The 23,460-nt window shown below is 70.8% G+C and carries 22 protein-coding genes; 12 read left to right on the top strand and 10 right to left on the bottom strand.

The window, feature by feature from the left end; genetic code table 11:
* Window positions 1-110: 110 nt before the first annotated feature.
* The 5 genes from AMA02S_RS11385 to hppD form a co-directional block, all read right to left on the bottom strand.
* Window positions 111-1,508, bottom strand: coding sequence for a M1 family metallopeptidase (locus AMA02S_RS11385; protein ID WP_245667454.1), 1,398 nt, complete (start codon window positions 1,506-1,508; stop codon window positions 111-113).
* A 118-nt stretch (window positions 1,509-1,626) separates the two neighbouring features.
* Window positions 1,627-3,216 (bottom strand): M1 family metallopeptidase, encoded by a 1,590-nt coding sequence (locus AMA02S_RS11380; RefSeq protein WP_067455830.1) that lies wholly within the window; start codon window positions 3,214-3,216, stop codon window positions 1,627-1,629.
* 61 nt (window positions 3,217-3,277) lie between these two features.
* Window positions 3,278-4,216 carry an RDD family protein gene (locus AMA02S_RS42805; protein WP_084265090.1) on the bottom strand — a complete coding sequence of 313 codons (939 nt, stop codon included), beginning with the start codon at window positions 4,214-4,216 and terminating at the stop codon, window positions 3,278-3,280.
* A 76-nt stretch (window positions 4,217-4,292) separates the two neighbouring features.
* A complete protein-coding gene (locus tag AMA02S_RS11370) occupies window positions 4,293-5,084 on the bottom strand; it encodes an RDD family protein (RefSeq protein ID WP_067455825.1) in 792 nt (263 codons plus the stop codon).
* Window positions 5,085-5,244: 160 nt separating this feature from the next.
* Window positions 5,245-6,336: a 4-hydroxyphenylpyruvate dioxygenase gene (hppD, locus tag AMA02S_RS11365; RefSeq protein WP_067455823.1), complete on the bottom strand. Its 1,092-nt coding sequence runs from the start codon at window positions 6,334-6,336 to the stop codon at window positions 5,245-5,247.
* A 103-nt stretch (window positions 6,337-6,439) separates the two neighbouring features.
* Here hppD and AMA02S_RS11360 point away from each other — a divergent pair, with 103 nt between their 5' ends.
* Window positions 6,440-6,943, top strand: coding sequence for an Lrp/AsnC family transcriptional regulator (locus AMA02S_RS11360; RefSeq protein ID WP_067455821.1), 504 nt, complete (start codon window positions 6,440-6,442; stop codon window positions 6,941-6,943).
* A gap of 286 nt (window positions 6,944-7,229) precedes the next feature.
* On the opposite strand, the gene greA is transcribed toward AMA02S_RS11360, so the two are convergent.
* Complete coding sequence (gene greA / locus AMA02S_RS11355; protein WP_067455818.1) at window positions 7,230-7,730, bottom strand: transcription elongation factor GreA; 501 nt, start codon at window positions 7,728-7,730, stop codon at window positions 7,230-7,232.
* A 197-nt stretch (window positions 7,731-7,927) separates the two neighbouring features.
* On the bottom strand, window positions 7,928-8,314 hold the full coding sequence (locus AMA02S_RS11350; protein ID WP_067455814.1) for a DUF4307 domain-containing protein: 387 nt from the start codon (window positions 8,312-8,314) through the stop codon (window positions 7,928-7,930).
* Between the two features lie 189 nt (window positions 8,315-8,503).
* Here AMA02S_RS11350 and mca point away from each other — a divergent pair, with 189 nt between their 5' ends.
* Genes mca through AMA02S_RS11330 form a run of 4 tightly spaced genes read left to right on the top strand, consistent with a single transcriptional unit; the run spans window position 8,504 to window position 11,889 of the window.
* On the top strand, window positions 8,504-9,364 hold the full coding sequence (gene mca, locus AMA02S_RS11345; protein ID WP_067457051.1) for a mycothiol conjugate amidase Mca: 861 nt from the start codon (window positions 8,504-8,506) through the stop codon (window positions 9,362-9,364).
* A complete protein-coding gene (locus AMA02S_RS11340; protein ID WP_067455812.1) occupies window positions 9,364-9,645 on the top strand; it encodes a hypothetical protein in 282 nt (93 codons plus the stop codon). Before mca ends, AMA02S_RS11340 begins: the two co-directional genes overlap by 1 nt.
* Window positions 9,620-10,981, top strand: a complete 1,362-nt coding sequence (locus AMA02S_RS11335) for a low temperature requirement protein A (protein WP_084265089.1) — start codon at window positions 9,620-9,622, stop codon at window positions 10,979-10,981. The genes AMA02S_RS11340 and AMA02S_RS11335 overlap by 26 nt, the downstream gene beginning before the upstream one ends.
* On the top strand, window positions 10,978-11,889 hold the full coding sequence (locus AMA02S_RS11330; RefSeq protein ID WP_067455805.1) for a tetratricopeptide repeat protein: 912 nt from the start codon (window positions 10,978-10,980) through the stop codon (window positions 11,887-11,889). The genes AMA02S_RS11335 and AMA02S_RS11330 overlap by 4 nt, the downstream gene beginning before the upstream one ends.
* Before the next feature lie 8 nt (window positions 11,890-11,897).
* Here AMA02S_RS11330 and AMA02S_RS11325 read toward each other — a convergent pair whose 3' ends face one another.
* A complete protein-coding gene (locus AMA02S_RS11325) occupies window positions 11,898-12,374 on the bottom strand; it encodes a pyridoxamine 5'-phosphate oxidase family protein (RefSeq protein ID WP_245667453.1) in 477 nt (158 codons plus the stop codon).
* A 97-nt stretch (window positions 12,375-12,471) separates the two neighbouring features.
* Between AMA02S_RS11325 and AMA02S_RS11320 the strand changes: the two genes are divergently transcribed.
* From AMA02S_RS11320 to AMA02S_RS11305, 4 genes are all read left to right on the top strand, one after another.
* Window positions 12,472-13,404, top strand: a complete 933-nt coding sequence (locus tag AMA02S_RS11320) for a ribonuclease Z (protein WP_067455803.1) — start codon at window positions 12,472-12,474, stop codon at window positions 13,402-13,404.
* Between the two features lie 32 nt (window positions 13,405-13,436).
* On the top strand, window positions 13,437-14,795 hold the full coding sequence (locus tag AMA02S_RS11315; protein WP_067455801.1) for a dihydrolipoyl dehydrogenase family protein: 1,359 nt from the start codon (window positions 13,437-13,439) through the stop codon (window positions 14,793-14,795).
* A 30-nt stretch (window positions 14,796-14,825) separates the two neighbouring features.
* The gene (locus AMA02S_RS11310) at window positions 14,826-16,808 is read left to right on the top strand and encodes a thioredoxin domain-containing protein (RefSeq protein ID WP_067455799.1); all 1,983 of its coding nucleotides are present in this window, start codon (window positions 14,826-14,828) and stop codon (window positions 16,806-16,808) included.
* A gap of 200 nt (window positions 16,809-17,008) precedes the next feature.
* Window positions 17,009-18,184 carry a C40 family peptidase gene (locus AMA02S_RS11305; RefSeq protein ID WP_067455796.1) on the top strand — a complete coding sequence of 392 codons (1,176 nt, stop codon included), beginning with the start codon at window positions 17,009-17,011 and terminating at the stop codon, window positions 18,182-18,184.
* A 9-nt stretch (window positions 18,185-18,193) separates the two neighbouring features.
* Here the strand turns inward: AMA02S_RS11305 and AMA02S_RS11300 are convergent, their stop codons facing one another.
* Window positions 18,194-18,832, bottom strand: a complete 639-nt coding sequence (locus tag AMA02S_RS11300; protein WP_084264990.1) for an acyl-CoA-like ligand-binding transcription factor — start codon at window positions 18,830-18,832, stop codon at window positions 18,194-18,196.
* Window positions 18,813-20,351 (bottom strand): DHA2 family efflux MFS transporter permease subunit, encoded by a 1,539-nt coding sequence (locus tag AMA02S_RS11295; protein WP_067455795.1) that lies wholly within the window; start codon window positions 20,349-20,351, stop codon window positions 18,813-18,815. Before AMA02S_RS11295 ends, AMA02S_RS11300 begins: the two co-directional genes overlap by 20 nt.
* A gap of 115 nt (window positions 20,352-20,466) precedes the next feature.
* Between AMA02S_RS11295 and abmR the strand changes: the two genes are divergently transcribed.
* The 3 genes from abmR (at window position 20,467) to phoH2 (ending at window position 23,449) form a co-directional block, all read left to right on the top strand.
* Complete coding sequence (gene abmR, locus AMA02S_RS11290) at window positions 20,467-20,988, top strand: ATP-binding transcription factor AbmR (protein ID WP_067455794.1); 522 nt, start codon at window positions 20,467-20,469, stop codon at window positions 20,986-20,988.
* A gap of 124 nt (window positions 20,989-21,112) precedes the next feature.
* Window positions 21,113-21,988, top strand: coding sequence for an isoprenyl transferase (locus tag AMA02S_RS11285; RefSeq protein ID WP_084264989.1), 876 nt, complete (start codon window positions 21,113-21,115; stop codon window positions 21,986-21,988).
* Between the two features lie 144 nt (window positions 21,989-22,132).
* Complete coding sequence (gene phoH2, locus AMA02S_RS11280) at window positions 22,133-23,449, top strand: RNA 5'-3' helicase PhoH2 (protein ID WP_067457040.1); 1,317 nt, start codon at window positions 22,133-22,135, stop codon at window positions 23,447-23,449.
* Window positions 23,450-23,460: the final 11 nt, after the last annotated feature.

The raw sequence follows: 23,460 nt of genomic DNA, 5'->3' as shown, positions 1-23,460 counted from the left end.
GTCCTCGTCATGAAGCCATAGAATTTCTGGTGAGCTGCAGGTTCGCAAGAGCGATCTGCCCCTGGATCACATGGCCTGGCGCGGAATTGGCGGATTGGTTCGATCACAGATCACCACTTCTCCGGTTTCCTTGGGGTGAAGAGCCACGCCTTGAACAGGGTTCCGAGCTTCTTGCCCGAGACCTTCTCGGCATGCGCGATGAACTGGGTCGTCGTGCCGGACGAGCCGCGCCGCGCGTCCGCCCACGTCCGCAGAATCGAGAAGAAGGTGTCGTCGCCGACGCGATCGCGCAGCGCCTGGAGACACATGGCGCCGCGGATGTAGACCGAAAAGCCGAACAGACGGTCCGCGCCCGGGTCGCCCGGTGGCGGGACGAAGATCGGCGAGTCCGCGGGCTGCGCGTAGTACCGCTTGAAGATCTTCTTGGCGGAGTCCTTCTTGCCCCGCTCGCGCCACAGCCACTCGGCGTAGGTGGCGAAGCCCTCGTTGAGCCAGATGTCGCGCCACTCGTGGAGGCTGACGCTGTTGCCGAACCACTGGTGCGCCAGCTCGTGGACGACGAACTCCGCGTCCGGGACGAAGCCGCCGTAGACGGGCCGCTCCTGCGTCTCCAGCGCGTAGTCGAGCTTGGGGTCGTCCACGACGCCGCCGGCGGTCGCGAACGGGTACGGGCCGAAGACGGTGGAGGCCCAGGTCAACGCCTTGACCGTGCGAGTCTCCAGCTCCTTGGCGGACGCCTTGAACCTCGGGTCCACGGCGGTGATCACCGGAATGCGGCCGGCCGTGGTCTCGCGCACGTGGAACACGCCGATCGCGATCATGGCCAGGTAGCTCGCCATGGGCGACTCCTCGGCCCACGCGTAGGTGGTGGTGGCGGCGTCCTGGACGGTGGGGCCCGGCCTGCCGTTGGCGAGGACCCGCAGGCCCTTCGGGACGGTGACGTGGAACGCCCAGGTCGCCTTGTCGCGCGGATGGTCGTTCACCGGCAGCCAGGCGGGTGCTCCGTCCGGCTCGGCCACGACGAGCGCCCCGTCCTTGGACGGAATCCAGCCGTAGGTGCCGGACGTCTCGTTCCGGACGGGCTCCGGCTTCCCCGCGTACCGGACGGTGGTCGTGAACGCCCGGCCCTCAGGGATGGCGGCGGCGGGCGTGACGGTGAGTTCCTGGCCCGCGCGCCCGTACGGGACGGACCGTCCGTCCACCGCCACTTCCACGATCTTGGGGCCGCGGTAGTCGAGGTTGAACGCCGACAGCTCCTGGGTCGCCTTCGCGGTGATCGACACCGTGGCGTCCACCTCGCCGGTCTGCGGCCCGGCGTAGGCCAGCGCGACGTCGTAGTGGGTGACGTCGTAGCCGCCGTTTCCCGCGTTCGGGAAGTAGGGGTCGCCCACACCGGCGGAGCCCGGGGTGCCGGGATCCCGGGCCGTCGAGGCGGTCGCGCCGTGCGCCGACACCAGCAGGGTCGCGGCGGCCAGCGCCGCGGTCATCCGTCGAGGTGGCCCGCTCACCAGCAGATCGTGGGACGGCCACGGACCGGACGGCGCGCCGCCAGGCCATGCTTGACCAGGTCCTTACCCGTTCTTCACCGAGGCCAGACGCGGCCGTCCTGGAAGTCTGGTTCGTCCCTCAGCGGGGCGGACGGCCCCGCTGGTACAACCACGCGTCGAAGAACGAGTCGAGCTTCTGCCCCGAGACCCGGTTCGCCACCGCGATGAACTGCGGCGTCGTCGCGTTGGCGTGCCGCCGCTCCTTTGTCCACGTCTGAAGGATCTTGAAGAAGGTGCCGTCCCCGACCTTCTTGCGGAGCGCGTGCAGCGTCAGCCCGCCCCGGTCGTAGACCGACCGGCCGAACATCTGGCCGCGCCCCGGGTTCCCGGTCGGAACGTCCCACAGCTCCCGGTTCCCCGGGTCGCCGTACAACTCGTCGAAGTGCTCCTGCACCGACTGGCCGCCGGTCCTCTCGTCCCACATCCACTCGGCGTAGGTGGCGAACCCCTCGTTCAGCCAGATGTCCTGCCAGCGCGTCAGGCTTACGCTGTCGCCGAACCACTGGTGCGCCAGCTCGTGCGCGACGATCGTCGGCTGGAGGCCGAACGCCCCGTACACCGGCCGGGTCTGCGCCTCCAGCGCGAAGCCGACGCCCGCGTTGTCGATCAGCCCGCCGGTGGAGGTGAACGGGTAGGGCCCGAACAGCTTCGCCCACTCCTCGGTGATCTGGGCGTTCAGCTTGTGGAAGGTGTCCAGGTTCACCGTGGGCAGCGTCGGGTCGATCGCCGTGATGACCGGGACGCCGCTCGCGGTGCGGCTCGTCCGGACGTCGAACCTGCCGACGTTGACCGTCGCCAGGTACGTGGCCATCGGGTCCTTGGCGTGCCACTTGGTCGTCGTCGCCTGGCGGTGCGCGGCGGCCGGGACGACCGTCGGGTCCTGCGAGCCCCCGGGCGGTGGGCTCTCGCCGCCGGGACCGGGACTGGACGCGCCCCCGCCGGAGGTGCCCGGCAGCGGCGACTCGGGCTCGCCGTTGGCGATGGCCGTCAGCCCCGGCGGCACCGTGATCTCGAAGTCGAACGTCGCCTTGTCGCTCGGATGATCGTTGCTCGGGAACCAGGTGTGCGCGCCGCTCGGCTGGCACGCCACGAACACCCCGTCGGGCGTGCGCACCCACCCGTACTTGCCGAGGATCGGATCCGACACCGGACGCGGCGTCCCCGAGTACTTCACCACCGTGGTGAACTTCGCGCCCTTCTCCAAGGCCTTGGCCGGCGCGACCTCCAGCTCGCTCCCGCCGCGCTGCTGCCGCGCGGGTGCCCCGTCCACCGTGACGGACGCGACGTCCAGCGCGGTCAGGTCGAGGTTGAAGCGCGCGAGCCGTTCGGTCGCCGTCGCGGTGATCGTGGCGGTGCCGTCCAGCTCCTTCGCGCCGCCCGGCGTGATCGCCAGCTTCAGCCCGTAGTGCTGGACGTCGTAGCCGCCGTTGCCGTCGCCGGGCACGTACTTGTCGCCCGCGCTGGTGGGCCCCGCCGGGCCGTAGACGGCCGGCCCCTCGGGAGGGGGCGCCTCGGACGCGCCCGGCGCCCCCGTGTCGTCGTCCTCGAACGGGGTCTGGCAGGCGGTCAGCGACCCCGCGACAGCGAGCGCGGCCAACCCGGCCGCGGCCCGGAACGCGGTGCGCGAGCCGTGACGACGGGGGCTGGGGGTGTTTCCGGCCTTATGCACACTGCCCAGCCTGCCCGTGACAGGGCACGCTGGGCAACTCGGAGGTAAACGACCAAGCGCCTCACCGGTGAGCGTACGGGTCGGGCGCGTGCGGATCGGCCTTCATCACCAGGGTGTGCGCCACCTTGCAGTGCAGCGCCTGTTTGCGCCGGTCCCACAAGATCCACGCGACGTCGATCAGCGCGATGCACCCGCAGATCCCGCCGAGCACGGTGTAGAACGCCGACCGTCCGGCCGACCGCCCGTACCCGATCGGCCCGCCGTCCTCTTCCCGGACGACCCGGATACGCAGCAGCCTCTTCCCGAGCGTCTGCCCCCACTTGGCGTGCAAGAGCCAGAAGTACAGGAACCCCAGCACGATGCCGAACGCGTTCGACGCCGCCTGCCCGCCGTTGTAGAACGAGTCGCCCTCGTCCGGATCGAAGACGCGGTCCCAGTCGATGAACGGCAGCGACACCAGCCCGGTCACGATGCCGAGCAGGATCGCGTCCACGATGGCCGCCCCCAGACGCGCCCACCGGCTCGCCAGGCCCGCCGACGGATCGACGTACTCCCCGCCGCCCCCGCCGTACCCGGGCAGCCCCCCGTACCCCGGCGTCCCTGGATACGGCTGCTGCCCATACCCAGGCTGCTGCCCATACCCAGGCTGCTGCCCGTGGCCAGGTTGCTCGCCGTATCCGGGCTGCTGCCCGTATCCGGGCTGCCCGCCTTGCCCGGGTTGCTCGCCGTAACCCGGCTGGCCGCCGTATCCGGGCTGCTGCCCGTAGCCAGGTTGCTCGCCGTACCCGGGTTGCTGACGGTATCCGGGCTGCTGCCCACCCCCCGGCTGTCCGCCCTGGCCAGGCTGCTGCTGCCCCCACCCCGGCTGCTGCTGGCCACCATAGGGAGGACCCTCGTACGGGCCGGGCTCCTCCTGGCCGCCGCCGTGGGGCGGCTGCTGAGCGTGGGGACGGTGCTCCGGCTCTTCTCCGGGCGCGGGGTCGTTCGGCGGTTGCGTCATGCCGTCAAGGTGGGCCGAGCCGACCCCGCGCAAACGTCGCCGCGCCCGGATCACCGGAATGTTTACCCGTGGATGATTAAAGATTGCCGGGATCACCCTGAACCGGGCGCTTGGCGTAGGGATTGGGCGCCCACGCCGGGGCCTTCACCACGATCGTCCCGGCCACCTTGTCGTGCAGGGCCTGGCGCCGCGGGTCCCACAGGATCCAGGCGTTGTCGAGCAGCCCGACGATGCCCACCAGGCCCCCCGCCGGCCCGAGCAGGTTGAGGAAGGCCGTGCCGATCGTGATCAGGTACACGAACCCCTGCCGCGCCGCGGACTGGCCCCAGCTCACCGCCGCCTGGTCGGACGCACGGACCAGCCGGATCCCCGCGGCCCGCTTGCCGACCGTCTGCCCCCACCTGGCGTGCAGGACCGTGTAGTAGGTGAATCCCAGGACGAACGCGATGGCATAGCCGACGAGAAGCCGCGGGATGTCGTACATATCGGACGCGCTGGCGGTCTCGCCGGACTCGGAGATCTCCTCCAGCCGGTCCCAGCGGATCGCCTGGAGGAGAAAGGGCAGCGACACGGCTCCGATGATCAGACCGTCCAGCAGCCCGGCGCCGAGCCGGGCCCAGCGTCCCGCCAGGTGATCGGCCGGGCCGCCGTGCCCCGGCGGACCGTACGCGGGCTGCCCGTAGGGCGGCTGGCCTTGGGGGTACTGCTGCGGGCCGGCCTGCTGAGGGTAGGCGGGCAGCGGCTGGGCCGCGCCGGGTCCGCTGCCGTACGAGCCCTGGTAGGGCGGCGGCCGATCGGAGGGCTCGTCCCGTTGCGGCGTTGTGTCAGGGGGTTGCCAGTCTTGCGGCTTCTCGGGCGGTTCGGTCATGGCCACACAGTGTGCCTGCTCCGGGGGGTGCAATGTCACCCGGAAGTCGGCATGAAGGGAGAGGTACGGGGATGAAGCGGTCGCCGGAGAACCATCCGGTCCCGGCTCCGGACGCGGCGCGGCGCGTCCGGAGCCGAGCCCCCGATCAGGGGCCGGACTGTCACAGGTTCCCGCGACGCTCCTGCTCCCGCTCGATCGCCTCGAACAGCGCCTTGAAGTTGCCCTTGCCGAAACCGAGCGACCCGTGCCGCTCGATCAGCTCGAAGAACACCGTCGGCCTGTCCTGGACGGGCTTGGTGAAAATCTGCAGCAGGTAACCGTCCTCGTCACGGTCGACCTGGATGCGACGCTTCTGCAACTCCTCGATCGGCACCCGCACCTCGCCGATGCGCGCGCGCAGCGCCGGGTCCTCGTAGTAGGAGTCGGGACACTGGAGGAACTCCACGCCCGCGGCGCGCATCCGGTCGACCGACGTCAGGATGTCGTTGGTCGCGAGCGCGATGTGCTGCACGCCGGGACCGCCGTAGAACTCCAGATACTCGTCGATCTGCGACTTGCGCTTGCCCTCGGCCGGCTCGTTCAACGGGAACTTCACCTTGCGGGTGCCGTCCGCGACGACCTTGGACATCAGCGCGGAGTACTCGGTGGCGATGTCCGCCCCGACGAACTCGGCCATGTCCGTGAAATTCATGACCCGGTGGTAGTAGTCGGCCCACTCGTCCATGCGCTCGACGTTGCCGACGCAGTGGTCGATCGCCTGGAAGAACCGCTTCTCCGGCGGCTCCACGATCGGGTCGGCGGCCTCGAACCCGGGCAGGTAGGGGCCCGAGTACAGCGAGCGGTCGACCAGCGAGTGCCGCGTCTCGCCATAGGTGGCGATCGCGGCGATCGTCACCTTGCCGTGCTCGTCCTCCAGAACGTTCGGCTCCTCCAGGCCCGTCGCGCCGTTGGCGAGGGCGTGCCGGTAGGCGGCCTCGACATCGGGAACCTCGATCGCGAGGTCCACCACGCCGTCGCCGTGCGAAGCGACGTGCCGGCCGATCTCGGTACCCGCCTGAGTGGGCCCGCGGAAGACGAACCGTGCCCCGCCGGACTCGAGTACGTGCACGGCCTCCTCGCGGAGGCCGGTCTCCGGCCCGCTGTAGGCGACCCTGCGCATGCCGAAGGCAGTCGAGTAGTAGTGCGCTGCTTGATAGGCGTTGCCGACAGCGAAGACGACGGCGTCCATACCCTTGACCGGGAACTCATCCATGCCACCCAATCTCGACAAGCGCCTACAAGGTGCGCAACAGTGGATCGAAACGCTGCACAACCTGTGCAGTAGGCATGGGCGCTGACCGGCGGCTCTGTACAGGATGACCACAGTTGGAGGCGCGGTGTCGATCGACGAACTGGACGGACGGCTGATCGAGCTCTTCGCCGCGGAGCCCCGGGTCGGGGTGCTGGAAGCGTCCCGCAGGCTCAAGGTGGCCCGCGGGACCGTCCAGGCACGGCTGGACCGGCTGGCCCGCGACGGTGTCACCCGCGGCTTCGGCCCGGACATCGACCCGGCGGCGCTCGGCTACGGCGTGACGGCGTTCGTGACCCTGCAGCTGCGGCAGGGGGGCGGGCACGACCCGGTCGCCTCCCGGCTGGCGCAGGTGCCCGAGGTGATCGAACTGCACACGATCACCGGCCCGGGGGACATGCTCTGCCGCATCGTCGCCCGCAGCAACACCGACCTGCAACGCGTCATCGACGTGATAGTGGACGTGGCGGGCGTGGAACGCGCGTCCTCGGTGATCTCCCTGGCGGAACAGGTCCCGTACCGCACCCTCCCCCTGGTCAGAGCAGTGGCCCGCGGCCAGCCCAGCGGATAACCGCTGGACCGACCGCGGGCCGTACCGGCCTGGCCAAGGCCGGAGGAGAAGAAGGGGAACACCGCCGTGATCGCGTGCGAAGCCAGGTTCGAGCGAAGCAAGAACCTGATCGCGCAGCGAGCCCCTAGGCGAGCCGGAGCGATGCAGCGATCACCGCGGTGTCCGTGGAAGGAGGGCCTCCAGGCCCGACGCCGAGGGCGCTGCGATCAACACAGCGATCACCGCGGTGTCCGTGGAAGGAGGGCCTCCAGGCCCGACGCCGAGGGCGCGGCAGAAATACAACGCATCAAGAACCGGCGTAGGGGGTCGCGTCCAGGATCTCGACGCTCATGCTGCGGCCGTTGGGGAGGGCGTAGGTGGCCTTGTCGCCGACCTTCTTGCCGTTGATCGCCGCACCCAGCGGGGATTTCGGCGAGTAGACGTCGATCGGGGCGCCGCTCTCCTCACGGGAGGCGAGCAGGAAGGTGACCTCCTCGTCGTCTCCCTGGAAGGCGATGGTGACGGTCATTCCCGGCCCGACGACGCCCTCGGTGCGGGGCGCCTCCCCGACGCGGGCGTTCTCCAGGATGCCCTGGAGCTGGAGGATGCGGCCCTCGATCTTGCCCTGCTCCTCCTTGGCCGCGTGGTAGCCGCCGTTCTCGCGCAGGTCGCCCTCCTCCCGCGCCGCCTCGATCTTCTGAGCGATCTCGATGCGGCCCGGGCCCGACAGGTGGTCCAGCTCAGCCTTGAGCCGGTCGTACGCCTCCTGGGTCAGCCAGGTGACGTTGTCAGCGCGGGTCTCGGTCACGGGTACTCCTCATCCACATGTTGCGATCCTCGCCCACCCCGGACGGGGGAGAGCGCCACATCGACATGAAGTGCGGCCGGGTGAAACCTCTAGCCTATCCGGTGTGTGCGGGTAAAGGTTCCCTGAACTCGGCGTCTGCAACCGGCCAAACACACTTGGGCGTTTTGGGGTGTCCGCACCCGCCGCGATGGACCGTTTCAGACCTTGCGGCAGTCCTTCACACGCGCACCGGTGGCCCGCCGCGGCGTCTGGAGCGTCTCCGCCCTCGTCACACTGGACGTTCCGGACGGCACGACGACCTCTTTCTCCACGAGGACCGCGAAGTTCTCGTCGTAGGCGTCGACCTTGCAGCGCACCTCGTCCCCCTTCGACTTGGCCACCGAATAGTTGATCTCCACGGTGGAATCGCTCCGCACGTCATAGGTGATCGTCTGCGGGACGATGCCCGGGGTCTGCCCGGCATGACCGGCGAGGATGCCGAAACCGCCCGCCGCCACCGCCGTCACGATCCCGATGACCACCAGACCGAGCCTGCCGCGCTTCGGCTCGGCGGGCGCCTCTGCTCCGGACACACTGATCGTCATGGCGGGAATCTCCGTGCGGGATGCGGACGTTGTCAGGGACAATTCTCGTCTGTCGTGGCGCGTGCCCAGAACCGGGGTCCGCCCGGCGCGGTCTGTCCAGTTCGCGGAGAGGGAGATCCCCAGGTGTCCGAGGTCATCGACGGTACGACGCTCGAACGGCCGGGCGGGGGCGCGGAGCCCCTGCGCCTCATGGCGGTGCACGCCCACCCGGATGACGAGTCGAGCAAGGGCGCGGCCACGATGGCCAGGTACGTCGCGGACGGCGTGGAGGTGCTCGTGGTGACGTGCACCGGCGGCGAGCGCGGCGACATCCTGAACCCGGCGATGGACCGTCCCGAGGTCAAGGCCGACATCGGCAAGGTCCGCGAGGCGGAGATGGCGCGGGCCCGGGAGATCCTCGGCGTCCAGCAGCGCTGGCTCGGTTTCGTCGACTCCGGCTTCCCCGAGGGCGATCCGCTACCGCCGCTGCCGGAGGGGTGTTTCGCGCTGGAGCCGCTGGAGACCGCGTCGGCGCCGCTGGTGCGCGCCGTCCGTGACTTCCGCCCGCACGTGATCCTGACCTATGACGAGAAGGGCGGCTACCCCCACCCCGACCACGTGAAGTGCCACGAGGTGTCGGTGGAGGCGTTCGAGGCCGCGGGTGACCCGGAGCGCTACCCGGACGCGGGCGAGCCCTGGCAGCCGCTGAAGCTCTACTACCACATGACGTTCAGCAAGGAGCGGATCCTCGCGCTGCACGCGGCCATGCTGAAGGCGGGCCTGGAGTCGCCCTACGCCGACTGGCTGGAACGGTTCGAGGAGGAGGAAGGGCCACCGCGCTGGACCGTGACGACCAAGGTGCCGTGCGCCGACCATTTCGAGACCCGCGACCAGGCGCTGCTCGCCCACGCCACCCAGATCGACCCCAACGGTTTCTGGTTCGTCGTCCCGATGGACGTCCAGCGGGAGGCATGGCCCACGGAGGACTACCATTTGGCCAGGTCCCTGGTCGACACCGAGCTGCCGGAGGACGACCTGTTCACCGGTATCCGGGAGAAGGTGTCTCTGTAGTGCTTCCACTAGCCGCTCCTCTCAACGACGACACGGTCAGCCCCGGCCTCCTCGGCTTCGGGGTCTTCCTGGCGCTCGTGGTCGCCACGGTGTTCCTCATCCGCTCCATGAACAAGCAGATGAAGAAGATCCAGGCGCCGCGGGAGGCCGACCTCAAGCAGCAGGAATGGGAACGCGCCCAGGCCGCCCGGGCCGAGGGCCGGACGGTCACCAAGACCAAGGCCGCGACGGCCAAGGCGGAGCCCGAGGCCCGTGGTGACCGGCCCGCCGGCGACGCCTGACCCGCCGGCCTCCGGCGCGGCGGGCTCCGGCGTACCGGGCCGGCCGTCCGCGCTGTTGCGCCCGCGCGGGCAGGATGGCGCCCGCGTCACGTTCTTCGAGCTGTTCTTCGACCTGGTCTTCGTCTTCGCGATCACCCAGCTCTCGCACCGGCTGCTGGAGCACCTGACGGTCCGCGGGGCCGCCGAGACGCTGCTGCTCCTGCTCGCCGTCTGGTGGGCGTGGATGTACACGTGCTGGACGACCAACTGGTTCGACCCGAACCATCCCGTCATCCGGCTGATGCTCGTCGGAGTGATGATCGCCGGATTGTTCATGGCGGCGATGCTCCCCGGCGCGCTGGACGACAAGGCCCTGTGGTTCGCCGCCGCCTACACCGCGATCCAGGTCGGCCGGACCGCGTTCGTCGTGATCTGCACCTGGACCCATGAGCTCGGGCGCAACTTCCAGCGCATCCTGTTCTGGCAGGCGGTCTCGGCCGCACTGTGGATCGGCGGCGCGCTCGTCGACGACCACGAGGCCCGCGCCGGGCTGTGGCTGCTGGCCGTCGCGCTGGAGTACCTGGCGCCGTGGCACGGGTTCGCGACGCCGCTGCTCGGCCGATCCAGCACCGCCGAATGGACGATCGACGGCGGCCACATGGCCGAGCGGTGCCAGCTGTTCATCATCATCGCGCTGGGCGAGTCCGTGCTGATCACCGGCGGCACGCTTGCCGCGCACGCCCCGTCCGGGCAGGTCGCGGCCGGTTTCATCGCGGCGTTCGTCGGCACCGTCGCGCTCTGGTGGATCTACTTCGACCACACCGCGGAGGCGGCGGCGGAGAAGATCGCCTCGTCCGCCGACCCCGGCCGGCTCGGCCGCTCCGCCTACACCTTCATCCACATCGTCATGGTCGCGGGGATCATCGTCGGCGCGGTCGCGGACGAGATGGTGATGGCGCACCCCGGCGGGCACGTGTCCCACGGCTTCACCGCCGTCGCGCTCGGCGGCCCGGCGCTGTTCATCGCCGGGCACGCGCTGTTCAAGCGGGCGGTGTTCGGCGCCTTCACCGGGGCCCGGCTCACGGCGCTGGTCGTCCTGGCGGCCCTCGCCGCCGTCGCACCCGCGCTCACCCCGCTGGCCCTGCACATCAGCGCGGCGACGGTTGTGGTGGCGCTGGCGTTGTGGGACGTCCGCGCCTACCGGCTGTCCCGCCGCGAGAGCGCCCAGATCCCCCTGCCGGGCCAGGTCTCCGGCCAGGCCCCGTCGCCGGTCCCGGCGCAGGCCGGGCCGTTCGAGTCGCCGCCCGCGGAGATGTTCACCGACCCGTTCGGGCGGGAGCCCACGACGGACCGGTGACGTCCGCCGCCGGTCCCGTCCGGCCGGGTTGGATGCGCGTCCCGCCGGGGAGGACCCTCGACGTGCGCGCGAACTTCGAGGACGCCTACCGGGACCTGCGGCCGGAGGCCGCCCGGCTGTGGCGGCTGCTCGGCCTGCACCCGGGGGAGAACGTCGGCCCCCGGGCGGCCGCCGTGCTGGCGGACCTGCCCGAGGACGAGGCCGAAAGGCTGCTGGAGACGCTCGCCCGGCGCGGCCTCCTGACCGAGACGGACGGCGGGCGGTTCGCGCTGCCAGGCCCGCTACGCGACTACGCCCGCGAGCGCACCGAGCGCGAGGATCCCGAGGACGTCCGGGAGGTCGCGCTCCGCCGCGTCCTCGACCACTACCTCGCCGGCGCCGCCGCAGCGGAGGGCGTCGAGGCGGAGGGCCTCGCACTGCTGGAACGCGAGCGCTGGACGGAGGCCGCCGACGCCCTGGAGGACGGGCTGCGCCTCGCCGAGCGGGACGGCGATCCCCGCGACGTCCTGCTGGCCCGTCACCACCTCGGCCGGGCGCTGATCGAGACGGGTGCGCTCGACCGGGCCCTGGAACTGCTCAGCCCCCTGCCGGACGGGTTCGCGGCGCTGCCCGAACCCGACCGCTACAACCGGGGCAGGGCGCTGACCAGCCTCGGACAGGCCTACCTCCAGCTACGGCGCCCCGTCACCGCGATCAACTTCTTCGGCCAGTCGCTGGAGATCATGCGGGCGGAGGAGGCCGTCGAGCAGCAGGGCGACGCGTTCGTGCACATCGCCGATGCCGCCCGGCTGCGCGGCGACTCCGCCGCCGAGGGCGCGGCGCTCGACCGGGCGGTGGAACTGTACGCCTCCGTCCCGAGCCCGAAGGCCGACGCCGCGGCCGGGCGCCGCGCGGCGCTCTCCCCCTGAACGGCCGCTCACGCCTTGCCGTGGTCCCAGCTCACGATCCGGTCGGGTTCCATGACGATCAGCATGCGCTTGGCCAGCGCCTGCTCCAACCCCGCGGCGATCGCCGGGTCGATCGGCGCCCCCATCTCCGGGACGGGCAGCCCCGCCATCCGCGAGCCGACGACCGCGCCGACCTTCATCCTCGGCCCCGGCTCCTCGACGACGACGCCGCGCCCGTACAGGGCGACCCCGCGTAGCTCGGCGTACTCCACCCCGTCCTCGACCAGGCACGTCATCGTGGGGTTCCGGCGTAGGTTCAGCACCTTCTGCGACGCCGTGTACGTGGTGAAGGCGATCTTGCCGTCCAGCAGCGCGTAGAACATCGTCACCAGATGCGGCTCACCGTCCTTGCCGACCGTGGCGACCTGGACCTTGAAGTGCGCGGCCAGATAGGCCCGCGCCTCGTCCGGCGTCATCCTGATCTTCTCGCGCCCGCCACCCGCCACGGAGCCTCCCTCGCACTCGCATCGGCCCGACGGCGCAGCGCCGGGACGTCAGGATAACCGGGCGCTTGCTCGGGTCCCCACCCGGCACCATGGGGGGATGTCGGCTCGCGATCTGATCGTCCTCGGTTCCGCCAGCGCGGTGCCCACCAAGTCCCGCAACCACAACGGCTACCTGCTGCGCTGGGACGGCCAGGGCCTGCTGTTCGACCCGGGCGAGGGCACGCAGCGGCAGATGTCGCTCGCCGGGGTCTCCGCGAGCGACATCACCTGGATCTGCGTGACGCACTTCCACGGCGACCACTGCCTCGGCGTGCCCGGCATCGTCCAGCGGATCGCCCGAGACGGAGTCGAGCATCCGGTCCACGCCGCCTTCCCGGCGAGCGGAGCGCACTACTGGGAGCGGCTGCGGCGCGCGTCGGCCTTCCACGACACCGAGGTGATCCGCGAGCGGCCGGTGTCCGGCGACCGGGCACTGCTGACCGAGGAGCCGTTCACCTTGCGCGCCCGCCGCCTGTCCCACCCGGTCGAGGCGTACGGGTACCGGCTCGAGGAGCCGGACGGCGTGACGATGCTGCCAGCCGAACTGGCCGCACGCGGCGTCCACGGCCCCCTCGTCCGCCGGCTCCAGCGCGACGGCCAGGTCGCCGTGGACGGTCGGACGGTCACCCTGGAGGAGTGCAGCACCCGCCGTCCGGGCCAGAAGGTCGCGTTCGTCATGGACACCCGGCTCTGCGACGGCGTCCAGGAACTGGCAGCGGGCGTCGACATGCTCGTCATCGAATCCACCTTCCTCAACGAGGACACCGCCCTCGCCGCCGAGTACGGCCACCTCACCTCCGCGCAGGCGGCCCAGGTCGCGGCCGACGCCGGCGTGCGGCATCTCGTCCTGACCCATTTCTCCGAGCGCTACAAGTCCGACGACGAGCACCGCTTCCAGGACGAGGCCGCCGCCGTCTTCGACGGTGAGGTCACCCTCGTCCACGATCTGGAGCGCGTCCCGATGCCACAGCGCAGGACGATGCGCGCGTGACAGCGGGGCCGTTCCTGGGCAGGAGTCCGGGCATGGCTGAAGATGTCGATGTCGTCGTGATCGGACTCGGACCCGGGGGAGAGGACGCTGCGGGCAGGCTCGCCGAGGCCGGGCTGTCGGTGGCCGCCGTGGAGTCCCGCCTGGTCGGCGGTGAATGCCCGTACTACGCCTGCGTTCCGACCAAGATGATGGTGCGCGCCGCCGGGCTCCTCACCGAGGGCGGCCGCATCCCGGGCATGGCCGGGGACGCCGCCGTGACCTCTAGGTGGACACCGGTCGCCAAGCGGATCCGCGAGGAGGCCACCGACGACTGGGACGACACCGCCGCCGCCGACCGGCTCACCGCCAAGGGCGTCACCCTCGTCCGTGGCCACGGCCGCATCACCGCACCCCGCGAGGTCACCGTGGACGACCGGGTGCTGCGGGCTCGCCGCGGCATCCTGCTCAACACCGGCACCTCTCCCACCGCCCCGCCCATCGACGGGCTCGCCGACATCCCCTACTGGACGAACCGCGAGGCCGTCCAGGCCACCGAGGCCCCTGGCTCGCTTCTCGTCCTCGGCGGCGGCGTCGTCGGCGCCGAGATGGCGCAGGTCTTCTCCCGCTTCGACACCCGCGTCACGGTCGTCGAGGCCGCCGACCGGCTCCTGCTCAACGAGGAACCCGAGTCCAGCGCCCTGCTGAAGATGGTCTTCGAGCGCGAGGGCATCGGCGTCCGCACCGGCGTGAAGGTCACCGGCGCCTCCCACGACAACGGCGAGTTCGGCCTCCATCTCGGTGACGAGCGGCTGGCCGCCGACCGCCTCCTGGTCGCCACCGGTCGCCGCCCCAACCTCAAGGGCCTCGGCCTGGACGCGGTCGGCCTCGACGAGCGCGCCCGCCAGATCACGGTGGACGGTCACATGCGCGCCGCCGACGGCGTCTGGGCGATCGGCGACATCACCGGCAAGGGCGCCTTCACCCACGTCTCGATGTACCAGGCGTCCATCGCCGTCCGCGACATCCTCGGCGAGGAGGGCCCACCCGCCGCCTACCGCGCCGTCCCCCGCGTCACCTTCACCGACCCGGAGATCGGCTCCGTCGGCCTCACCGAGGCGCAGGCCCGCGAGCAGAACCTGCCCGTCCGCACGGGCATCGCCCAGATCCCCGAATCGACCCGCGGCTGGATCCACAAGGTGGGCAACGACGGCTTCATCAAGCTCGTCGAGAACCCCGAGTGGGGCACCCTGGTCGGCGCCACCGCCGCGGGCCCGTCCGGTGGCGAGATCCTCGGCGCCCTGGCCGTCGCCGTCCACACCGAGGCCACCACCGCCGCCCTCCGCGAAATGATCTACGCCTACCCCACCTTCCACCGCACCATAGAAACCGCCCTCACCAACCTCGCGACGTGAGGCGGCGGCTGGATCGGGCAGGATCGATGCATGAACCGGCTCAAGGACGCCACCAGCCCCTACCTGATCCAGCACGCCGACAACCCGGTGGACTGGTGGGAATGGAGCGACGAGGCGTTCACCGAGGCTCGACGGCGGGAGGTGCCGGTCCTCCTGTCGGTCGGTTACGCCGCTTGCCACTGGTGTCACGTCATGGCTCATCAGTCCTTTGAGGACGGTGAGACAGCGCGGGTCATGAACGAACTGTTCGTGAACATCAAGGTGGACCGGGAGGAACGGCCCGACATCGACGCCGTGTACATGGAGGCCACCCAGGCCATGACCGGGCAGGGCGGCTGGCCGATGACGGTGTTCATGACTCCGGAGGGGCATCCGTTCTATTGCGGGACGTATTTCCCGCGGCCCCAGTTCCGTGCGCTGCTCCAGGCCGTCGACAAGGCGTGGACGGAGCAGCGCGACGACGTGGTGGGGCAGGGACAGCAGGTCGTCGCGGCGCTCACCTCGCGGGGGTCGGGGCTGGCCGGGGACGGCGCGCCCGATGAGGACCAGCTCGCGCACGCGGTGCGGGTGCTCGCGGGCTCGTACGACGTGGCGCGCGGCGGGTTCGGCGGGGCGCCGAAGTTCCCGCCGTCGATGGCGCTGGAGTTCCTGCTGCGGCACCACGCGCGGACCGGGGACCCCGAGGCGCTCGCGATGGCCGGTCACACCCTGGAGGCGATGGCCAGGGGTGGGATCTACGACCAGCTCGGCGGGGGGTTCTCGCGGTACTCGGTGGACGCGGAGTGGGTCGTCCCGCATTTCGAGAAGATGCTGTACGACAACGCGCTGTTGGCGCGGGTGTACGCGCACTGGTGGCGGCTGACGGGGACGCCGTTCGCGCGTCGGGTGGCGCTGGAGACGTGTGACTGGATGCTGCGCGACCTCCGGACCGACGAGGGCGGGCTGTCCTCGGCGCTGGACGCCGACAGCGAGGGCGAGGAGGGCCGGTACTACGTCTGGACTCCGGCGCAGTTGCGGGAGGTCCTCGGTGAGGAGGACGGCGCGTTCGCGGAGGCCCTGTTCGAGGTGACCGGGACGTTCGAGCACGGGACGTCCGTCCTACAGCTTCCTGGTGACCCGGGGGATCTCGACCGGTATGAGCGCGTTCGGACGACCCTGCTGTCGGCGCGCGCGCACCGGGTGCCTCCTGCGAGGGACGACAAGGTGGTCGCCGCGTGGAACGGGCTGGCGATGGCGGCGCTGGCCGAGTGCGGCGCCTTGTTCGATCGGCCGGACCTCGTGCAGGCTGCAGAGGACGTGGCGCGGCTGCTCATCGACGTGCATGTGCATGACGGGCGTCTGGTGCGGACGTCGCGGGACGGGACGGCGGGGGCGAATGCCGGTGTCCTGGAGGATTACGCCGATGTGGCAGAGGGGCTGCTGGCCCTGCACGCGGTCACCGGCGAGCCCGCGCACGTGCGGCTCGCGGGTGAGTTGCTGAACACGGTCCTGGAGCGGTTCGCCGATGGGTCCGGCGGGTTCTACGACACCGCCGACGACGCGGAGCGGCTGTTCCGGCGGCCGCAGGACCCGACGGACAACGCCACACCGTCGGGGCAGTTCGCGGTGGCCGGAGCGCTGCTGTCGTTCGCGGCGTTGACGGGTTCGGACTGGCACCGGGAGTCGGCGGCGGCCGCGCTGGCTCCGGCGGGGCCGCTCGCGGAGAAGCACGCGCGGTTCGCGGGCTGGGGACTGGCGGTGGCCGAGGCGAACGTGGCGGGGCCCGTCGAGATCGCCGTGGTCGGGGAGCGGGACGACGAGCGCACCCGGGCTCTGCACAGGACGGCGCTGATGGCGGTTGCGCCGGGCGCGGTGGTGAGTGTGGGGCCGCCGGATGCGGGTGGCGTGCCGCTGCTGGAGGGGCGCGGGCTTGTGGACGGCGTTCCGGCGGCGTATGTGTGCCGCGGGTTCACCTGCCGGCTGCCCGTGACTGCGCCGGCGGAGCTGATCCGCGAGCTTCGCGATAATGGTTGAGTTTATGGGAACGTGACCTTGATCTCATCGTTCCGAGATGTTACTTATGGGTAGCTGAGGTGCGGCTGACCCGATGGGGCGGGAGTCGCGCGGGTGGCCGGCGGACTGCCGGGTACCTGGACGGTGGTCGCCCCTCTGAGCCATAGTCGTGCTGGGTCATAGTGGAGCCCGGGGTCGCCGACCAACGAGGGAGCGTCGCAGTGCGAAAGCCGAACCGCCGGGTCCTACCGACGATCATCGGTGTCACCACGCTGACGACCCTCGCCGTCAACGGCGCCGTCCTCGCCGCGCGCCACGGTGACCGGGAGCCGTCCCCGCGCCCTGACCAGAACGCCCGGTTCGTGGCCGCGTCCGGCACGACCAGCCTGTCGCCGACGGCCGTGGCGCCGCTCGGCAAGCGGCTCACCCCGCACGTCCTCGTGGCCGCGCCGTCCACCCTCCCGGCCGACGTGGTGGAGAAGGTCCGTACCACCAAGGGCGTCCAGGGCGTCGAGGTCGTGGACGCGGTGCAGGGCATGGTCGCGGGCAAGCGGGTCGGGCTGATGGGCGTCGAGCCGTCCACGTTCCGCAACTACACGCCGAAGCCGACCGCCCAGTCGGACGCGCTGTGGCGCAATGTGGCAGCCGGCGATGTCGCGATCTCCTTCACGATGGGCAGTGACGGCGGCGTACAACTTGGCAGTCAGGTTCCGGTGGGCGGCAAGCAGAACCAGACGCCCCTGCGCGTCGGCGCGTACGCCACGATGGGGATCGGTGACGTGGACGCGGTCGTCTCGCACGCGACCGCGCAGGTCCTCGGCATGCCGACCGCGAACGCGATGCTGATCAGCGTGCCGAAGAGCAAGCCCGCCTCCTTCATCAAGAAGCTGAAGAAGACGCTGCCCAAGGGCACCAAGGCGGTCGAGGTCAACCCGGAGATCGACTACCCGAAGGCCGGGGGGAACGCGCCGACCTCGCGTGGGCAGGTGATGACCGCGAGCCAGGTCCGCACCGTGATCCAGGCCGCCTACACGCGCCTTGGTTGGTCGTACGTGTGGGGTGGCGAGTCCGAGGCCGAGGGCGGTTACGACTGCTCGGGCCTGATGCTGTACGCCTTCGGCCGCGCTGGGATCAAGCTTCCGCGGGTGGCCGCAGACCAGGCGCGCGCGGGCTGGATCATCCCCTACAGCAAGGCCGAGCCAGGCGACATGCTCATCTGGGCCAATGACCCGACTGCGCCCGGCTACATCTCGCACATCGCCCTCTATCTCGGCAAGGGCAAGATGCTGGCCGCGCCCAGGACGGGCACCGTCGTCCAGATTCAGAACGTCTACACCCGCAACATGCGGGGTGCCGTTCGTGTCAGTCCAAAGATGGCAGCCCGCCTCGCGGGTTAGAGCGCCGCATCACAGGGGGCAGCCGCGCGACAGGAACTCCAGGTTGCGGTCCACCACGGCCGGTAGGTTCTCGATCGGGGCGCCGTCCAGCCACTCGTACATCGCCGCTTGGAGCACGCCCAGGACCGCCCAGGTGAACGTCTTCACGTCCGCATCGTCTTGGGAGCGACCGACCCGTTCGGCGACGAGCTCCTTGAGCACGGCGTGGGTGCCCTCGCGCAGCGACTCGAACGTGCGGGCTCGCAGTGCCGGGACGCAGGCGGTGAGCCGCATCCTGGCGGTCATCGCGTCCAGGTCGGTCTCGTACATCTGCGGGAGGATCTCGCGCATCGTGGCGCGCAGCGCCTCGATGGGGGACAGGTCGGCGGGCTGCTCCCGGAACAGCTCCGCCATGATCGGGTCGTACTCGTCGGTCACGACGACGTCTTCCTTGGTCGGGAAGTAGCGGAAGAACGTGCTGGGCGAGATCTCCGCGGCCGCCGCGATCTGCTCCACCGTGGTCTCGTCGTAGCCCTGCTCCTCGAAGAGCCGGAGGGCCTGGTCTTGGATGGCCCTCCGGGTCCTCAGCTTTTTGCGCTCCCTCAGCGGCAGCCGCTCAAGGCGGTCCTGGAGTCGGTCGATCGCATGCTCAGGAAGCGGCGTGCTCATGGTCCGATTCTCTGTCATCGGAGGCGGGACCCGCATCCTGTGGTGCGCGGCGTGGCTGGAAGGCCCACAGCAGCGCGCCCACGGCCAGCGCTCCGACGGCGCAGGCGCCGAGCACCGCGTCCATCCCCTGGACGTAGGCGTCCTGGGCGGAGGCGAGGAGGCCGCCGTCGTGGAGCCGGTCCGCGGCGGCGGCCGCGCCGCCGATCGAGTCGCGGGCCGTGTCGGCCGCCTCGCCGGGGAGCCCGGCGGTGCGGACGTGGTCGCGGTAGACGGCCGAGAGCAGGCTGCCGAGGCCCGCGACGCCGAGCGCGCCGGCCGTCTGGCGCAGTGTCTGGACGAGACCGGAGCCTCGTCCCGCCTGGTCGGCGGGGAGTGCCGCGATCAGCGCGTCCATCGAAGGGATCAGTGTCAGGCCGCAGCCGAGGCCGAGCACGACCAGCCACAGGCAGATCATCGTGTAGGAGTCGCCGACCTCGGTGAACGCGCCTCGGCCGAGGCCGGCCGCCATCACCAGCAGCCCGGTCACGATGATCGGCTTGTGCCCCGCGCGTGGCGCAACGCGGTCGGTGACGATCCCGCCGGCCAGCAGGCCGAGCAGCATCGGGATCAGCCGCAGGCCGGTGCCGAACACGCCGTTGCCCTGGACGGCCTGGAGGTACTGCGGCAGGACGAACAGGACACCCGCCATCACCAGGGTCCCCGCGACGGCGGCGAGCATCGGCCAGACGAACGCGGGTTCGCAGAACAGCCGGAGGTCCATCATGGGCTCCGGAGCGCGCCGCTCCCACAGCACGAAGCCGGTCAGCAGCAGCACCGCGCCGGCGAACGAGGTGAGCACGACCGGATCTCCCCAACCTCGCACGGGGGCCTCGATGACCCCGTACACGAGCGCGACCAGCCCGCCCATGGACAGCAGCGCGCCTATCCCGTCCACGCGGGGCGCCGCGGGGTCCTTGGTCTCGGGCAGCAGCAGCGCGATGGCGAGGCCGGCGATGACGACCACGGGCACATTGATCAGGAAGATCGAGCCCCACCAGAAGTGCTCCAGCAGCCAGCCGCCGAGCAGCGGGCCGAGCGGGAGCCCGAGCGCCGTCGCCGCCGACCAGATCGCGACGGCCCGCGTCCGCTCGGCGGGCGGGAAGATCGCGGGCAGCATCGACATGGACAGCGGTGTGACGATCGCCGCGCCGAGTCCCATGAACAGGCGGGCGACGATGACGCCGCCCGAGCCGTCCGCGAACGCCCCGGCGAGCGAGGCCGCGCCGAAGATCCCGAGGCCGGTGAGCAGCAGCCACTTGCGGCCGAACCGGTCGCCGAGCAGGCCCGCCGGGAGCAGGAGCGCGGCGAAGACCAGCAGGTAGGAGTCGACGATCCACTGGAGGGCGCTGGTGCTCGCGTCCAGTTCCGCCGAGAGCGTGGTCAGCGCCACGTTGAGGATCGTCATGTCGAAGCCGAGCGCGAGCATCGCCAGCGCCAGGGCGCCCAGGCCGAGCCAGCGCCGGGCGTACGGGACTCTCATGACAGTTACCTCCAAGTGAGTGTATGTCTGAAATGAAAGTAACTCTCAAAAGATGCCCACTGTCAATTGGGTTCGGGGGTGGCGCTGGTTGAGAGGGAGTTGTAATTTTGATTACATGACAACGAGTGAATCGGCGGAGCAGCTGCGGGGCTGGTTCTCCGGACGACTTCCCGAGGGCTGGTTCGAAGGGCCCCTGGAGGTCGTGGTCGACCGCGAAGAGGTCAGCGTCGTCGGCCGCCTGCCCGAGCCGGAGTCCGCTCAGGACGCGTCCCAGGCCGAGCGGTCCGCCCTGTTCGACGGGCACATCCAGCGCTTCCGCGAGGACACTCGTGACCAGCGCATCGCCATCGCTCGCGAGGCCGAGCACCGGTTCGGCCACAAGGTCTCCTGGGGCGCCGACTGCGGCGACCGCCGCGAGATGTTCACGACCCTGTCGGTACCGGTCATGACCCGGCTGCGGCAGTCGGAGCGGCGCGTCCTGGACACGCTGGTGGACGCCGGGGTGGCCCGCAGCCGCAGCGACGCGCTCGCCTGGTGCGTGCGCCTCGTCGGCAAGAACACCGACGAATGGCTGTCCGAACTCAGGACTGCCCTGGAGTACGTCGAGCGGGCCCGCGCCGCAGGTCCGCAAGCCTGATATCACCGGAACGGTGGGAGAAGTGTCCCCCTCGGGCCATAATTGAGCGTCGATCACAGCGACTATCCGGTCTCGACCGCATCAGAGACCGTCGCTAGGGACCGTCGCTCGAAGGGATGCCTGCATGGGGGTTCGGCGAAGCGGGATGTCGCGCGGCGGGGCGCGCCGGGACGGGGTTCGCCGCAACCCCTTGGACGGGGCCGCGCTGACGTCCGCGATCCGTCGTAGCGGCCCGTACGCGACGATCCGCGACGCCGTCTACCGGATGTACGAGCGCCGGGTCGAGGCGTCGCTGCCCACCGACATCACCCCCCGGCACGTGGGCGTCATCCTGGACGGCAACCGGCGCTGGGCCAGGTCGATGGGGCTGGCCGACGTCAACACCGGGCACCAGCGCGGCGCGCAGAAGATCTCCGAGCTGCTGCAGTGGAGCACCGAGGCGGGAGTCGAGCACGTCACGCTGTGGCTGCTGTCGACCGACAACCTGGGCCGCCCCGCCGCCGAACTGGACCCGCTGCTGGAGATCATTGAGAACACCGTCACCCGGCTGGCCGCCGACGGCTGGCATGTCAAGCCTGTCGGTGCCCTCGATCTGCTGCCCGATAAGACTGCTCGCGTCCTGAAAGACGCGGGTGAGGCCACATCCGGGGCTCCCGGCCTGATTGTGAACGTCGCCGTTGGGTATGGAGGTAGACGTGAGATCGCTGATGCGGTGCGCTCTCTGCTCGTCGAGCAGGCGAGTCGGGGCACCAGCATCGAGGAACTCGCCGAGATCCTCGACGTGGAGCACATCGCGGAGCATCTCTACACGCGCGGCCAGCCGGATCCGGACCTGGTCATCCGCACCTCGGGGGAGCAGCGTCTCTCCGGCTTCATGCTCTGGCAGAGCGCCCACTCGGAGTTCTACTTCTGCGAAGTCCATTGGCCGGACTTCCGCAAGGTCGACTTCCTCCGGGCCATGCGCTCGTACGCCGCGCGGCACCGGCGCTACGGTTCCTGACGGTCATGCCCTGATCACCGCCCCAGGCCCGTCCCCCAGCGGGGTCGCGGGCCGTACGGGGGCGGACTGTCGCGCCACCGGTTGGTTCCCCACAGTCAGGGAGATCGAGTGGCCACAACCGCCCCGCGCCGTCCCGGTTCCGGGATCCCCTCCGGAACGGTCGTTCCGGACCGGCGCACGTACGTCCTCGACACCAGCGTCCTGCTCGCCGACCCGGGGGCGATGACCCGGTTCGCCGAGCACGAGGTCGTACTCCCCATCGTCGTCATCTCCGAGCTTGAGGCCAAGCGCCACCATCCAGAACTCGGCTACTTCGCCCGCCAGGCCCTGCGCACGCTGGACGACCTCCGGCTGGAGCACGGTCGGCTGGACGAGGCGCTGCCTCTCGGCGACCAGGGCGGAACGCTCCGCGTCGAGCTCAACCACTCCGACCCGAGCGTCCTGCCGGACGGCTTCCGGCTCGGTGACAACGACACCCGGATCCTGTCGGTGGCGGGCTGGCTCGCCCACGGGGGCCGCGACGTCGTCCTGGTCTCCAAGGACCTGCCGATGCGGGTGAAGGCGTCGGCGGTCGGGCTCGCGGCCGAGGAGTACCGCGCCGAGCTGGCCGTGGTCGAGTCCGGCTGGACCGGGATGCGGGAACTGGAGGTCGGCGGCGGCCTGGTCGAGGAACTGTACGAGGCGGGCCGGGCGGACGTGGAGGAGGCCCTCGAACTGCCGTGTCACACGGGGCTGCGGCTGCTGTCCGAGCGCGGCTCGGCCCTCGGGCGCACCCTTCCGGACAAGTCGGTGAAGCTCGTCCGGGGCGACCGCGAGGTGTTCGGGCTGCGCGGCCGGTCGGCGGAGCAGCGGATCGCGCTGGACCTGCTGATGGACGAGGACGTCGGGATCGTCTCGCTCGGCGGGCGCGCCGGCACCGGCAAGTCCGCACTCGCGCTCTGCGCCGGTCTTGAGGCCGTCATGGAGCGGCACCGGCACCGCAAGGTCGTGGTGTTCCGGCCCCTGTACGCGGTCGGCGGGCAGGAACTCGGCTACCTGCCGGGCTCGGAGAACGAGAAGATGTCGCCGTGGGCGCAGGCCGTCTACGACACTCTGTCGGCGGTGACCACGCCGGACGTCATCGACGAGGTTTTGGACCGTGGCATGTTGGAGGTCCTGCCGCTCACCCACATCCGTGGCCGCTCGCTGCACGACGCGTTCGTGATCGTGGACGAGGCGCAGTCGCTGGAGCGCGGCGTGCTGCTGACCGTCCTGTCCCGGATCGGGGCGGGCTCGCGGGTCGTGCTGACCCATGACGTGGCGCAGCGCGACAACCTGCGGGTCGGGCGGCATGACGGCGTCGCGGCGGTGGTGGAGCGGCTCAAGGGCCATCCGCTGTTCGCGCACGTGACGCTGACCCGGTCGGAGCGGTCGCCGATCGCCGCGCTGGTGACGGACATGCTCGGCGACGTCGGCGTCTGACGCGGCGGCGA

It is taken from the genome of Actinomadura macra NBRC 14102 (assembly GCF_001552215.1).
Lineage (GTDB): Bacteria > Actinomycetota > Actinomycetes > Streptosporangiales > Streptosporangiaceae > Spirillospora > Spirillospora macra.
Note: the sequence above shows the minus strand (reverse complement) of the source record. Positions and strands in the feature narration are given on the sequence as shown.

What these genes read in the sequence shown, in the direction of transcription:
- AMA02S_RS11320 (WP_067455803.1), top strand. Translation starts at nt 12,472, where the DNA reads ATGTCGGCTCGCGATCTGATCGTCCTCGGTTCCGCCAGCGCGGTGCCC.
- AMA02S_RS11295 (WP_067455795.1), bottom strand. Translation starts at nt 20,351, where the DNA reads ATGAGAGTCCCGTACGCCCGGCGCTGGCTCGGCCTGGGCGCCCTGGCG.
- hppD (WP_067455823.1), bottom strand. Translation starts at nt 6,336, where the DNA reads ATGGATGAGTTCCCGGTCAAGGGTATGGACGCCGTCGTCTTCGCTGTC.
- AMA02S_RS11285 (WP_084264989.1), top strand. Translation starts at nt 21,113, where the DNA reads ATGGGGGTTCGGCGAAGCGGGATGTCGCGCGGCGGGGCGCGCCGGGAC.
- AMA02S_RS11310 (WP_067455799.1), top strand. Translation starts at nt 14,826, where the DNA reads ATGAACCGGCTCAAGGACGCCACCAGCCCCTACCTGATCCAGCACGCC.
- AMA02S_RS11300 (WP_084264990.1), bottom strand. Translation starts at nt 18,832, where the DNA reads ATGAGCACGCCGCTTCCTGAGCATGCGATCGACCGACTCCAGGACCGC.
- AMA02S_RS11360 (WP_067455821.1), top strand. Translation starts at nt 6,440, where the DNA reads ATGACCACAGTTGGAGGCGCGGTGTCGATCGACGAACTGGACGGACGG.
- AMA02S_RS11350 (WP_067455814.1), bottom strand. Translation starts at nt 8,314, where the DNA reads ATGACGATCAGTGTGTCCGGAGCAGAGGCGCCCGCCGAGCCGAAGCGC.
- abmR (WP_067455794.1), top strand. Translation starts at nt 20,467, where the DNA reads ATGACAACGAGTGAATCGGCGGAGCAGCTGCGGGGCTGGTTCTCCGGA.
- AMA02S_RS11370 (WP_067455825.1), bottom strand. Translation starts at nt 5,084, where the DNA reads ATGACCGAACCGCCCGAGAAGCCGCAAGACTGGCAACCCCCTGACACA.
- mca (WP_067457051.1), top strand. Translation starts at nt 8,504, where the DNA reads ATGGCGGTGCACGCCCACCCGGATGACGAGTCGAGCAAGGGCGCGGCC.
- AMA02S_RS42805 (WP_084265090.1), bottom strand. Translation starts at nt 4,216, where the DNA reads ATGACGCAACCGCCGAACGACCCCGCGCCCGGAGAAGAGCCGGAGCAC.
- AMA02S_RS11315 (WP_067455801.1), top strand. Translation starts at nt 13,437, where the DNA reads ATGGCTGAAGATGTCGATGTCGTCGTGATCGGACTCGGACCCGGGGGA.